This is a genomic window from Microcystis sp. BLCC-F209, from assembly GCF_041928595.1.
In the GTDB taxonomy this organism is placed as follows: domain Bacteria; phylum Cyanobacteriota; class Cyanobacteriia; order Cyanobacteriales; family Microcystaceae; genus Microcystis.
This window is the reverse complement of the sequence record NZ_JBHFLL010000262.1, coordinates 16,433-28,900: the sequence shown is the minus strand read 5'-3', so window position 1 is coordinate 28,900 and position 12,468 is coordinate 16,433. Positions and strand designations below refer to the sequence as shown.

The window sequence follows — 12,468 nt, the reverse complement described above, 5'->3', positions numbered from 1 at the left end:
GGTGGTCGAGGGAATCAACAATAAACTTAAACTAATAAAACGGAGAGCCTATGGCTTGAGAAACTTTCGGAATTTTTGGGTTAGAAGTATGTTGTCTTGGCATCTTGTCTGTTGATTTAGCATAAAGAGTAACGAAGAGCCGGAAAAAGTGCCTAAATTTTGCCACCAGCTGGCACTTTTTGAGGACAAAAAAGCCTAAAAGTCTTATCCCACAAGGTTTTTAGCTCTATTCAGCCATCCCTATTTATTGGTGTACTTGCAAATGAAGGACATAATGACCTAAAATCAGGTTATCTGACCATAATTCGTACTCTAGACGCAAATATTCGGGGAAATTATTCCCCTCTAATTTGAGACTACGGGTATAGTTGCGGACGCGAAAAGCGTAACCCGGTTGAGAACTTTCGGCATTTAACCAGAAGCGACTGACACCAAAAACCCCTTGCTCCCAAAAATGACGATAGGCGAATCTTCCCTGGCCCTGCATGGTCATAATTACCCGATTAGCCGAAATTTCTAGCCAAATTAATTTATTTTGATTATTTTTGGGTTTAAGTGTCTCTATTTCGGCGAGAGCCACCGGGGGTTGATTGAGGAGAAGATGAAACCGGTGGCGATCCTTTTGGTAGAGGGTAGCGGCAGTGTCTAAAGTGGAGAGGATGGGTAGATCTGTCGAGAGCAGACAGAAGGAAACGGGACGGCGGTGATGGGCAAGCATAGACTAGACTTAATGGTGTCCTTATCTCCACAATAGTGGATTCTCCGCCCATCGCTACCAGCGCCGGAAATTTTTTTGAGAAAAAATCCAGAAAACACTTGCATTATTGAGGGACTTATGATTATAATTATTAATTGTGAGTAGCCTTCCTCGGTAGCTCAGTGGTAGAGCGGTCGGCTGTTAACCGATTGGTCGTAGGTTCGAATCCCACCCGGGGAGTTAATCAAAAATAGAAGCGGCAATAGTTTTTTATTGCTGCTTTTTGCTCTGACTAGAGAATTTCTGCGATCGCATTTTCTGGACCGACGAGAGAAATGTAGGGATTTTGAAAATATTTGCTGGCTACCGATCGCGCTTGTTCGGGAGTAATCTGATTAATAGAATCCAGGAAAGTGCGATCGAATTCAATCCCCAAACCTAAGCTTTCATACCAACCGTATAATTGAGCGATTTCGGCGTTAGTTTGTTTACCGAGAGCATATTGACCCAATAACTTATTTTTAGCTGACTGTAACTCCTCCTCACTCAAAGTTACTTTATATAACCTTTCTGCTTCCTGACGCAATCCCGACAGGGCCATGGCTGTGTTTTGGGGTGCAGTTCCCATATAAATGACAAATTGGGAAGAATCGAGACGGGTGGGATAAAAAGCGGAAACATCGTAGGCTAATCCCCGTTTTTCTCGCAATTCCACGAATAGACGACTAGATAACCCATTCCCCAGATAGGTACTCAATAATTTTAAAACCGCATAATCATCCTCTTGTACAGAAGAGCCGGGGTATCCTAACATAACGATCGCCTGTTGACTAGCTTGGATGGTAGTTAAACAGGTGGGCTGAAAATCAAAAGCGGCTGGGGGTAAACTAGATAAAGGAAGATCGGGAATTGACCAACTGCCAAAAATTTCCGTCACTGCTTTTACTGCTTGCTCTAGGGTAATACGGCCAGAAAGACTAATCACTAGGTTATCGGGACGGAAAAAGCGACTATGATAGGCCAGCAGCTCCTCCCGTTGCAATTGCGAAACCGTTGCCTCCGTACCCAATAAAGACATACCATAGGGATGATCGGGGTACATAGCGGCGCGCAATTGATTAAAAGCCACATTAAAAGGCTGTTCCAATTGAGAGCGAATGCTTTGACGGGTGAGATTTTTCTCTAATTCGATTTCTGGGGGGGGAAAACTGGGAAAACGAATAATTTCCGCCGCTAGACGCAATATATCTAAAAAATCCTTTGTAACAGTCTTTAAACTAACCACAAAATAATCCGTCCCCGTGTCCGCACTTAAACCGGCCCCCGTGGACTCAATGCGATCAGCAATTTCTAGGGAAGATAACTTTTCTGTACCTTTGGTGAGCAGCACGGCTAAAAGACGAAATAAACCCGCTTTTTCGGTTTTTTCCCACCGAGTACCCGCATTTTTGAGAAAAATCCTCCCTGCAACTAACTCCACGGCCGTATTTTCCACCACTAAAAGGGTGATGCCATTTTCTAAGGTTAAGCGGTGAATGGGGGAAGCGGACATCTTTTATTCACAGGGTTGCATTATTGTAATAGCATATCGCTCCGGGGAGAGATACTGACGAGCCAGACGCTGGAGATCTGACGGTTGCAAACTTTGGATAACTTGGGGATAGATCGTGGCTAGATCGGCAGCTCTCAGGGTTTGATAATATCCATAGAGTCCCGCTAATTGGCCCGGGGTTTCTGTGGAGAAAATATAATCGTTAGCTAATAACTGTTGAGTGCGGTGTAATTCTGCGGGGGTGACGGGATGATCGTGCAGATGTTGGAGATGTTCACAGATAATACCTTCAATTGTCTCAGTTTGTGGGCTAGATAGCCAAGCGCCGATGGTAAAGAGACTGGAATCCCGTTGCAGGGAAAAATTACTGTTAATATCGAGGACGATTTGCGCTTCTTCCCGCAGCTGTCGCACTAACCGCGAACAGCGTCCTCCGGCAAGAATTACCGATAGCAAGTCTAATCCAAAGGCATCTTCTAGGCGATCGCATCCTGGTCCAGTCCATCCCATCAAGAGACGAGAATGTTCTAGGTGGGGTAAATGTACTTGGGAACGACGAATTTCGATCAGGGGGGGTTCGGCAGCCACCAGATGGGGAGGGGATTCCGAGGGGACGGGAAATTCCCGAAAAGATTGCCGGATAATTTCTAAAGCTGGTTGGGGTTCAATTCCCCCGATAATCGCCACACACATATTTTCTGGTTGATAATAGGTGCGATGGAAACAGCGCATTTGATTGGGGGTTAATTGCTCTAAACAGGGTTGATCCCCTAGAATAGAGCGTCCGTAGGGATGGTTTTGATAGATACTTCCGCAGAGGGTTTGGTAGGCAATCCAATCGGGATCATCATAACAGGCCCGTAATTCTTCTAGAACTACATCTTTTTCCCGATAGAATTCCTCATCGTCAATCTCAGCATGGAGGAGAATTTCGGCCAGATGGGGTAGGGTATGTTCAATTTGATCCACACTGGTGGTGAGATAGAAGTGTGCGTAATCGTGACTGGTGGCAGCGTTGGTCATTCCGCCACAATTTTCGATTAAATAGTCAAAGAGTCCGGGGGGGAGTTTTTTTGTCCCCTTAAAGATCATGTGTTCGAGAAAATGGGCCATACCTAACCATGGATCAGGTTCAGCGATCGCACCTGCTTTCACCCACACATCCACCACCACCACAGGAGTCACGGGTAAATACTGATGAATTACGGTTAAGCCGTGATCTAATTGCCATACCTGAGCGGGAAAAGAACTCGTTTGACACTGCGCTATCGACTTGATCAATGTCCGTTAACCAGATTTTTTGTTAAATTCTATACTTATGCTATCTTATCCCTTGCCTGCTCAACCATTACAAAAATTTTGTCATGATTTCTAGACAATTTCCCCAAATATCAGCCTTATCGGTGATCAGTGACTCGGTGATCAGATCTGAGTTTTCGGTTCACTGTTTACTGTTTACCTCTCCCTAATTACTGTTTACTGATAACTGAAAAACCCCCTATGACAGAAAATAGAGATAACTTCAACGAAGCTTATAATGCACTAATTGAGCGCATTGTCAATCTAACTTTAGAAGGAAAAATTAGGGCTAAATCACAGGTTTATAACCTTTTAGCCGAGGGAGTAAAAAATGGCACAGGAGAAATTTTTGAGCGTTGTTTAACCGAAAAAATCATCGTTACTCGCTCACAGTTAGAAACAAAAATTAAAGCCACTAGGGTTTTGCGGGCCATGGAAACGATCGAAAGTGAATGGGAAAAATATCAAAAAACCAATCAGCAAAATTCTCTCACTGCAGCGGCGATCGATAATCTGGTGAACATTGATCGAGAGGATCGTTTACTGACGTTAGTGAATTTAATTGATCCCAATCAAAATAATGCTTTAACCCTAGAACAATTACAACAGTTAGCCAAGCATTTACAGACAGTTGCTCAGCAGCGGGGAGAAGCGGATCTATGGCAAATTGCCACGGGGATTAATCTGGGGTTAAATACTTGGTCAAATTTATCGAATGATCTCACCAGTTGGCTCTATGAACAAAATCGCAATCTTGGTTTTACTAATGATAATGAGCGAGTGAATCCTTGGCAAATTTGGGCAAGTAAAGTTAATCCCTCCTGGTTAAAACGAGTCTTAGAAAGTTTAGCTAATCAACAAGCTTTTGATTCTCTCCCTCAGGATTTAACTTTAACCGATTGGGTAGAAACTGCTATTGTTTTTCAATATATCCAAAGAGGACTAATTAACTTTTTTGATCAGCGTATCTATAGCGAAAGATTAGGAGCCAAATTATCCATTTCTACCTTTCTCACCTTTGCTTTAATTTGGTCACTGTTAACGAATAGTTTCGAGCAAGTTAGTAAAAATTCCCTCTATAGTCGGGGCTGTTTTCAGATGGCTTTACAAATTCTGAGAACCTTTGCTCAACGGGATTATTTTCCTTTATACGGGGGAATTTTTGCCTCCTTTTCTGGTAGTTATCTCAAGGAGGCCTTAGATTATTTATCAATTCCTCTGCGTTATGTGGAAGGTACGGGAGAAAAGGCGAGAATTTTAACTTTAATTGCCTATTCTAATCGCATTCGTGGCGACTATCCACAGGCCAGAGAATGTCATCAACAAGCTTTAGAAATTGCTCGTCAACAGCAGGATTCTGCTTGTGAAATAGCTAATTTAAACCATTTATCTCGTCTCAATGCTATCCAAAAAAACTATACAGAAGCGATTAATTTAAGTCAGAGAGCTTTAATTTTAAGTCGTCAACAGGGTAATAGTTTAGGACAGGCTAATGCTTTAGCTAATTTGGGTTATAGTCAGGTACAGGAAGCGCAACAGTTAGAGAGATATGATCCCGAAATTTATCAAAGTTTGATCGAGTATTTACAGCAGGGATTAAAGTTAGCCGAAAGTCTCCAAGATTGGCAGAGTAAATCCCTTTGTTGTAGCAGTTTAGGTTTAGCATATCTTGTCCTTGAAAGAACCGAAGAGGCGATTAATATTCTCCTGCAAGGATTGGAATCGGCCAAATACTACGGAGATCTATATCTGCAAGGGTTATTACTAACTTATTTAGGCGAAGCTTACTATCAAGACAAGAATTTTGAACAGGCAATTTATAGGGGTTCTCTAGGAATGTATTGGCTGCACGAAATCGGTGCAGCAGAATGGCGACAAGCTGCTAGTCTATTAACGGTTATTCGCGGCAAAAATATCGCCGCTTTTGAGCGGACTTTCAGTCTGGAACGTTCCTCCCTGATTAAATCTATTGGACTGGAAGGCTACCAATATATCTCAGAAATTCTCAGCAAATATCAACAGGGTAATTAGTGAATACACAGCCTAAGTTATTAATTAATCTCTCGGTACTTTTTCCCCAACCCACGGGAATCAGTACCTACATTCTTAACCTCTTACCCTACCTAAAAAATTTAGAACCAACCCTACTAACAGCTAATAGTTATCCCGACTTTAACTGTTATTCTATCCCCAAGGGTCTCGGCCCCGATCAAGGAGCGAAAGGTCATTTAAAACGCTTACTCTGGACTCAGTGGCAGTTACCGTCAATTTACCGACAATTAAACGCCAATTTACTCTTTTCTCCCCTCCCAGAAGCGCCAATAAATTCTCCCTGTCGCTTTGTCGTCATGGTCCACGATTTAATTCCCCTGCGGTTTCCCAGTCTTACTTCCCCCCTAACCCACTATTTCCGTTATTATGTGCCGCAGGTATTACAACAGGCAAAACATATCATCTGTAACTCTCAGGCAACGGCCAAAGATATCACTGAATATTATCAAATTCCCGCCGATAAAATTACTTCTATTCCCCTAGCCTACGATCATCATCACTTTCGCCCTATGGAAGATAATAAGCCAGAACATCCCTATTTTCTCTATCTCGGTCGTCCCAATCCCTATAAAAATTTACCGCGTTTAATCGCCGCTTTTGCCCAACTGCCCCCAGATTTAAGCGATTATCATCTTTGGATTGCCGGCAGCTTTGATCGCCGTTATACCCCCAATTTACAACAACAAGCGCGAGAATTGGCAGTCAGCGATCGCATTAAATTCCTCGATTATATCCCCTACGATGAGCTGCCCAAAGTGATCAGTCAAGCCACTGCTTTAGTCTTCCCCAGTCTCTGGGAAGGCTTCGGATTGCCCGTTTTAGAGGCTATGGCCTGCGGTACACCGGTCATTACCTCAAATTTGTCATCTTTGCCAGAAATCACGGCAACAGCGGCAATTTTAATCGATCCCTATCGAGTCGAGTCCCTAGCCGATGCCCTAAAAATTATCGCTCAAGATCGACAATTACACTCCAAATTAAGTAATCTAGGCAAAAAACAGGCCGATGAGTTTAGTTGGCAAAAAACTGGTCTAGCTACAGCCGCCATCTTAAATCAATATCTAGGGTATGCTTAGGGACTTGCGTGGGAATAATATGCCAATCGATCGGAGGGCGCAAGCTTTGCGCCCCTACAGTAACGGATTTTGTCCACAATGTAGGGGCGAACTGCGTTCGCCCAAAAGGTACATTATCAAAGCGCAGGTCCCTTAACTGACAGGGTTTCCCGTCCAGATGAAGTATAACCTGATCGGTCATCTTCGGAAAAAGAAAAATAATTTGACAGATCGGCAGCATTTGCTGTAGGATTGATGATCGTGACCTTAATTGGAGAGATGGCCGAGCGGTTGAAGGCGCAGCACTGGAAATGCTGTTTAGGGGTAACTTTAACGAGGGTTCGAATCCCTCTCTCTCCGTTCCCAAAGCACCTCATAGGTAGTCTTGCACAATACTTCGTAACAAAAATTTACAACTCGATCATAAGCGATCGCACTCCCGTCCGTCGCTGTGCCTAGACGTTTTTAGATTATTATCATTTGCTTGAATCAATGTGCATGGTGTGTTCCACAAAATTGATCGCTGCAGCGGTAGGACCCGCATCAGGGAACGCACCCTACCAGAGCAGCGATCATACTATTCCCAAGTTAGAGTTATGCCTTCTAGGTTACATACTCTCTGAATAGTTTCTAGTTTACTCTCAGTCAATTTCCCAAATAGGTGAACTCTCATTTTATGCTTGGGATAATACTGTCCATAACTCTTTATTTGCCCGATCGCTGATTTCCAGCCTTTTGTATTTTTAACTTCAATTATTTCCGTATTAGTTAAGACATCTATTCTACCTACCTTATCAATGTAAACCTCGGTTTTTCCTCCTAATTCTCTAGCCAGTTTGTCCCGATACCAAGCCTCTGTACCCTTTACAGGAGAATTTATCTCCGGCTCAATAACTATGCCATTAACCTGATTAATAAAGTCCCGAATTGCTCCTCTTACTAATTTTTGAGCAGCATTGGGGGACTGTCTTTTCCGTTTAGCCATTACTTACTCAGTGAATAATTTAGAAATCCCATATCCAGCTAAACCAATTACTGCTCCTACTGCCGCTACGGGAGCCATTGTAACTGCAACTGCCGTCCCTCCCACTGCTAATCCCATACCTCCAACCAATGCTGATATACCGGCTCCAGCACCCGCACCAATTGCCGCTGCTCCAATTGCCGTTGCGTCTTGTTCTTCTATTGCTTTTTTGGTTCCGTAAACTGCCGTGCCGACCACTGCTCCTGCTGCTGCTACTGGAGCCATACCGACTCCTAGAGCAGTTCCTCCTACAGCCAGTCCCATACCGCCAACTACTGCCGATGCACTAGCTCCAATCGCTGTACCCACTCCCACTGAAATCATTGCTTCTTGAACTTCTTCTGGCTTATTTTTGTCCATTATTTTTGGCCTCATTAGCTTTGGGTAATTATGAAACTCTAGCATAAGGTCGAGTGCAGTGATTTGTTAGATGATCGCTTCTCGATTATTTAACCAACGCTGAAATGATTTTTGACTTTCCCCTGATGGTTGGCCAAGAATTAAGTTTTTAACACTAATGTCTTCATCTAGTTGATTCCAGTGGATTCCATTGCCACCGGCGATAAAACGATAGTCATTACGCTCCTCAGTTGAGCCATGCTGAAGACGGGGATACCATGCCAGGGGAACAGATAGGGTGCGTCCGTCAGATAAATCTACAGTAAGCGCATCATCTGTGATGGCTAATTGCTGAATAGCGAGGGTTTCAAATAGCTCAGTCGTTAAAGAAATCATGCCAGCCTGCTAACAATTGCTCTTGGTTTTCTTGCACAAGTTTTTGAATGCGGTTAATTTCAGTGCGGTTAAATCCTCGGTTACTTTGAAGGCGCACCGGCTGAAGCCAGAATTTAGCAATCTCTCGATCTCGTTCAACATGGATGTGCGGTGGCTCATTGCGATCGCCTGCATAGCAAAAGAATCGGTATGAACCAACGGTTAACAGCGTCGGCATTCAAAGGTTTTGCTCTAAATATCTCAAACATAGCTGAATGCCGGGCTGACTGTCAATCTGTGAACATTTCCCTCTAGGTCAAAGGCTGTTTAGGGTCGAGAACAATCAAATGTTAGCACTCGCACCAACGGATCTGCATCAGAAGCCGCCACATCAACAATTTGATTCTGACGGTTTCAGATCACAGAGGCCCTGTATATTTCAAAAACGACTTCGCTCCCCTCACCTAATCTACCAATGTCGCAGTAGTGCCAGGGTAAACCAAAAAATCAATGACCATGGTGTGTTCCCCAAAATCGATCGCTGCAGCGGTAGGACTCGCATCAGGGAACGCACCTACCAGATCTGCACTACGTTTTTGGAGTAGTGCCATTCTTTTGCTTGCTCCTCACGAAGACTGTCTTATTTTTTCGCTGAATCTCGAATAAGTCAATAGCCTCGAACAGGCCACTCAACTTTGCATATCCGTAGTTGCGTGGGTCAAAAGATGTCTGATTTGCTATGTGTCCGCCAATCTCTGCCAAATTCGACCAACCATCATCGTCTAGAGTGCTAGAAACAGCGCCCCTCAATAAACTGATTAATTTGGTGTCTTGCTTCAACTCTTTACCAGTTTTCTTCACACTTGCAGAAACTTTGGAAGTCTCCTCAGAATTTACTGCTTGATCAATAGTTTCTAGGTATAAAAATGTTGAACACGCATAAACAAAAGGCAATGGTGTTTTCTTCTCGCCAAATCCATAGACTTTTAAGCCATTTGTCAAAATTCGCATCACTAAAGGAGTAAAGTCACAATCGCTCGACACGATTGCAAAAGCATCCAACTGTTGTGTATACAGCAAATCCATTGCATCAATAATCATTGCAGCATCAGTAGCATTTTTGCCCTTCGTATAGTCGAACTGTTGGACGGGGCGAATAGCGTATTCGTGCAAACACTCCTCCCAAGCTTTCAGCGCAGGACTTTTCCAGTTTCCGTAAGCCTTACGAATATTGGCAACTCCATACTTTGCAATTTCAGAGACGATCGCCTCAATTTTTGATGCAGGGGCGTTGTCTGCATCAATCAGCAGTGCAATTTTTGATTCTGATTGACGCATATTGCTCCAGGTGTGCTGATCACTTTAATTTTTGAACTCGAACAGAGACTTTTCAAGTATGCCCCAACCTATAACCTAAGCCATCTAACTATTAATTATACAGAAACTTTCCGAATAACCAAAGTAGGAATATATGGAAACTTTCGACATATCACCCCGTTTTGTAGATTCCTGACAATCAGCTGAGATACAAAGAACTTTTCAGCGACCATAGCACGAATTATAATTCTTCAGGTAACTGAGCAGACTAACTAAAAGTTGCGATGGCGGAGCAAATTCTTTCTCTACTCTTGTACCTAATTCTCATTTTAACGGCTTTTTGGTTTATTAGCCCCCAAAAAAAGCCCCGTAGTCATCCCGCCTATCATCTTGCTTGTTTACTAGAAGATGCTCCTGAAAGCTCTTTAAAGGGTCAATTTTATCCCCTGGCTACTCCCTTGGCTACCCCGATCGCCTGTACTGTTCCGCAGGTGTGGCGCAGTGTATATAGGCAGTCTCTGGCAAAACCGGATGTTAACTATTGGCAATGGCGCGGTATGCCCGAAAATGAGCAGTTTTGTCGGGAATTACGGGAATTATTGCGGTTAAATCCGGCTAGAGGTTACGCTAAGGAAATTCTGGAAAGTCTGGCCTTGGGTCAAGATCCTTTTTATCATCTTTACTGGGATCTAAAAGCGATCGCTAATGGTAACTTTAACACTATCGGGACTAATAAACTAGCTGAGGGCAGATTTGCCAGGCGAGATTTGCGAACTCATCAGCAGATGCGGGGGGATTTTCGTCAATGGCATTTACAAGCTTGTCAACAGTTGGGAAAAGAGCGGGTTAAAGCGGTTTATCGGGTGTGTTATGGGTCAGATTGGTCATTAATTGCCCAAATTCTCTATCCTTCGCCCCGTTCCTTGGCCGTGATAATTATAGAGTTGCCTAATCCCGTTTGGTGGCGAGTTTTGGGGATTACTCCTTTTACCACGACTAGCCGGATTGAGAATAATTATAAAACTCTCTTGTGTTATTGGCATCCCGATCGCAATTCCCATCCCAATGCTACAGAAATCACTGCCCATCTTAATCGCGCTTACGATTGTTATCAAAGTTTTCTGGAGATGAGTAGCCAAGATAATGCACCTTTGTGGACGAAAATCCGTCGCTGGATTCCTTAGACTTGACTCTAGTTTTTCCCTTGACTTTTTCCTTAACGAAAGAATGTTAGTCTAGGAACAATTTAGGACCACGCTTGCACTCTCAGGGTAATGAATCTAGTGCTTTTAAACAATCGCTACCAAATTGTTAGTATCCTTGCTAGGGGGGGATTTGGGGAAACTTATATCGCTATCGATACGAATATGCCTTCTCAACGGCGCTGTGTGATTAAAAAATTGCAGCCGGCTATTCAAAGTGAGGGGATGCCAGAATGGTTAAAAGAACGTTTTCAGAAAGAAGCAAGCGTTTTAGAGGAATTGGGGGAACAAAATCGCCAAATACCCCGTTTATACGGTTATTTTGCCCAAGATAATCATTTCTATCTGGTGCAGGAGTGGATTGAAGGGGAGACACTAACCCAAAAACAGCAACGACAGGGAAATTTATCCTCCTCAGCAGTGCGGACGATTTTAGAGAATTTACTGCCTGTTCTTGATTTTATTCACAGTCGCCGCATTATTCACCGGGATGTGAAACCCGATAATATTATCTTAAGAAATAGTGATAATTTGCCCGTTTTAATCGATTTTGGGGTAATGAAAGAGGCTGTCGCCACCTTACTCGATCCTACGGGAAAAAGTGCCTATTCGATCGCCCTTGGCACCCCCGGTTATATGGCTTCGGAACAGGCTGCCGGGAGACCGGTCTTTTCTAGTGACCTTTACAGCCTAGGCTTAACGGCGATTTTTTTATTAACGGGAAAAACTCCCCAATATCTAGAAACTGACTCGCGCACGGGGGAAATTCTCTGGCGACAGGAGGCAGAAAATGTTAATCCTAATTTAGCTATGGTAATCGATCGAGCGATCCGTTTTCATCCCCGGGATCGATTTGCTACTGCCAGGGAAATGTTAGCAGCTTTGGCAGAAATATCCCCCGATTTGTCCACCCAACCGACCATCGCGGTTTCTCCCCATAGTCCCCGATTAAAGTCCTCTACACCCCCAAAACCAACCGTCTCCCCCACTGTGGTTATTCAACCCAATTCTGGGGAAAAAAAGAATCCTTGGCTGTGGATTTTGCTGATTTTTGCGGTGACAATTGGGGCTTTTGCCCTAGGATATCGGGGATTTATGGCTCTTTTACCCAAAAATGAGGAAATTGAACCATTACCAACCCCTGAACCTTCTCCTAGTCCTGAAATCATTCCTCCTCCCTCCCAAGATTTTCCCCCTATCCGACGACCTTCTCGTCAACGGACTCCCATTTATTCCCCGACTCCCACTCCATCCCCTACTCCTACCCCAGAGGTGATTCCTACTCCAGAAGCGACTCCAGAATTAACTCCTAGTCCCACCCCAGAAGAAGTAATTCCTATTCCTGTTCCTCTTCCCGAAACGGAGCCAAGTCCTCAAGTTTCTCCCCTTCCTTCTCCTTCTCCTTCCCCTTCTCCTTCCCCTTCTCCTTCTCCCTCCCCTTCCCCTGTTCCAGAGGTGATTAATCCCCCGGTTAATGAGGATAAAATTGAACCGATCGCTCCTCCTGTTTTATCACCTTCTCCTCTTCCCACGGTGGAAAATAGTAATTAATCTAA

At 43.8% G+C, this 12,468-nt stretch carries 13 protein-coding genes and 2 tRNA genes; 7 read left to right on the top strand and 8 right to left on the bottom strand.

The window, feature by feature from the left end; genetic code table 11:
* On the top strand, nucleotides 1-115 hold a 115-nt coding region (locus ACE1AQ_RS16790; RefSeq protein WP_288025126.1), incomplete at its 5' end, for a transposase.
* 129 nt (nucleotides 116-244) lie between these two features.
* Here ACE1AQ_RS16790 and ACE1AQ_RS16785 read toward each other — a convergent pair.
* Nucleotides 245-718 (bottom strand): hypothetical protein, encoded by a 474-nt coding sequence (locus ACE1AQ_RS16785; RefSeq protein WP_008203958.1) that lies wholly within the window; start codon nucleotides 716-718, stop codon nucleotides 245-247.
* A gap of 147 nt (nucleotides 719-865) precedes the next feature.
* On the opposite strand from ACE1AQ_RS16785, the gene ACE1AQ_RS16780 reads away from it, so the two are divergent.
* A tRNA-Asn gene (locus tag ACE1AQ_RS16780) sits at nucleotides 866-937 on the top strand.
* Nucleotides 938-989: 52 nt separating this feature from the next.
* On the opposite strand, the gene ACE1AQ_RS16775 is transcribed toward ACE1AQ_RS16780, so the two are convergent.
* Together ACE1AQ_RS16775 and ACE1AQ_RS16770 are read right to left on the bottom strand one after the other, a co-directional pair.
* Nucleotides 990-2,249 carry a pitrilysin family protein gene (locus ACE1AQ_RS16775; protein WP_008199347.1) on the bottom strand — a complete coding sequence of 420 codons (1,260 nt, stop codon included), beginning with the start codon at nucleotides 2,247-2,249 and terminating at the stop codon, nucleotides 990-992.
* Between the two features lie 3 nt (nucleotides 2,250-2,252).
* A complete protein-coding gene (locus tag ACE1AQ_RS16770; protein ID WP_008199346.1) occupies nucleotides 2,253-3,530 on the bottom strand; it encodes a pitrilysin family protein in 1,278 nt (425 codons plus the stop codon).
* 219 nt (nucleotides 3,531-3,749) lie between these two features.
* Here ACE1AQ_RS16770 and ACE1AQ_RS16765 point away from each other — a divergent pair, with 219 nt between their 5' ends.
* From ACE1AQ_RS16765 to ACE1AQ_RS16755, 3 genes are all read left to right on the top strand, one after another.
* Entirely contained in the window at nucleotides 3,750-5,579 is a 1,830-nt protein-coding gene (locus tag ACE1AQ_RS16765) for a tetratricopeptide repeat protein (protein WP_110543166.1), read from the top strand.
* Nucleotides 5,579-6,676 (top strand): glycosyltransferase family 1 protein, encoded by a 1,098-nt coding sequence (locus ACE1AQ_RS16760; protein ID WP_008199344.1) that lies wholly within the window; start codon nucleotides 5,579-5,581, stop codon nucleotides 6,674-6,676. The genes ACE1AQ_RS16765 and ACE1AQ_RS16760 overlap by 1 nt, the downstream gene beginning before the upstream one ends.
* 252 nt (nucleotides 6,677-6,928) lie before the next feature.
* Nucleotides 6,929-7,015: transfer RNA gene (locus ACE1AQ_RS16755), tRNA-Ser, on the top strand.
* Between the two features lie 217 nt (nucleotides 7,016-7,232).
* Here ACE1AQ_RS16755 and ACE1AQ_RS16750 read toward each other — a convergent pair.
* The 5 genes from ACE1AQ_RS16750 to ACE1AQ_RS16730 all read right to left on the bottom strand — a co-directional run bounded on the left by ACE1AQ_RS16750 (nucleotide 7,233) and on the right by ACE1AQ_RS16730 (nucleotide 9,731).
* The gene (locus ACE1AQ_RS16750; protein ID WP_110543169.1) at nucleotides 7,233-7,640 is read right to left on the bottom strand and encodes a hypothetical protein; all 408 of its coding nucleotides are present in this window, start codon (nucleotides 7,638-7,640) and stop codon (nucleotides 7,233-7,235) included.
* 3 nt (nucleotides 7,641-7,643) lie between these two features.
* Nucleotides 7,644-8,042, bottom strand: a complete 399-nt coding sequence (locus tag ACE1AQ_RS16745; protein ID WP_079209156.1) for a hypothetical protein — start codon at nucleotides 8,040-8,042, stop codon at nucleotides 7,644-7,646.
* 63 nt (nucleotides 8,043-8,105) lie between these two features.
* Entirely contained in the window at nucleotides 8,106-8,414 is a 309-nt protein-coding gene (locus ACE1AQ_RS16740) for a DUF2442 domain-containing protein (RefSeq protein ID WP_002804492.1), read from the bottom strand.
* A complete protein-coding gene (locus tag ACE1AQ_RS16735; protein ID WP_039900313.1) occupies nucleotides 8,395-8,631 on the bottom strand; it encodes a DUF4160 domain-containing protein in 237 nt (78 codons plus the stop codon). The genes ACE1AQ_RS16740 and ACE1AQ_RS16735 overlap by 20 nt, the downstream gene beginning before the upstream one ends.
* A 350-nt stretch (nucleotides 8,632-8,981) precedes the next feature.
* Complete coding sequence (locus tag ACE1AQ_RS16730; protein ID WP_106909729.1) at nucleotides 8,982-9,731, bottom strand: NYN domain-containing protein; 750 nt, start codon at nucleotides 9,729-9,731, stop codon at nucleotides 8,982-8,984.
* Nucleotides 9,732-9,994: 263 nt separating this feature from the next.
* Here ACE1AQ_RS16730 and ACE1AQ_RS16725 point away from each other — a divergent pair, with 263 nt between their 5' ends.
* Both ACE1AQ_RS16725 and ACE1AQ_RS16720 read left to right on the top strand, forming a co-directional pair.
* A complete protein-coding gene (locus ACE1AQ_RS16725; RefSeq protein WP_110543171.1) occupies nucleotides 9,995-10,894 on the top strand; it encodes a J domain-containing protein in 900 nt (299 codons plus the stop codon).
* Nucleotides 10,895-10,984: 90 nt separating this feature from the next.
* Nucleotides 10,985-12,463: a serine/threonine-protein kinase gene (locus ACE1AQ_RS16720; protein ID WP_110543174.1), complete on the top strand. Its 1,479-nt coding sequence runs from the start codon at nucleotides 10,985-10,987 to the stop codon at nucleotides 12,461-12,463.
* The last annotated feature ends 5 nt before the right edge of the window (nucleotides 12,464-12,468 follow it).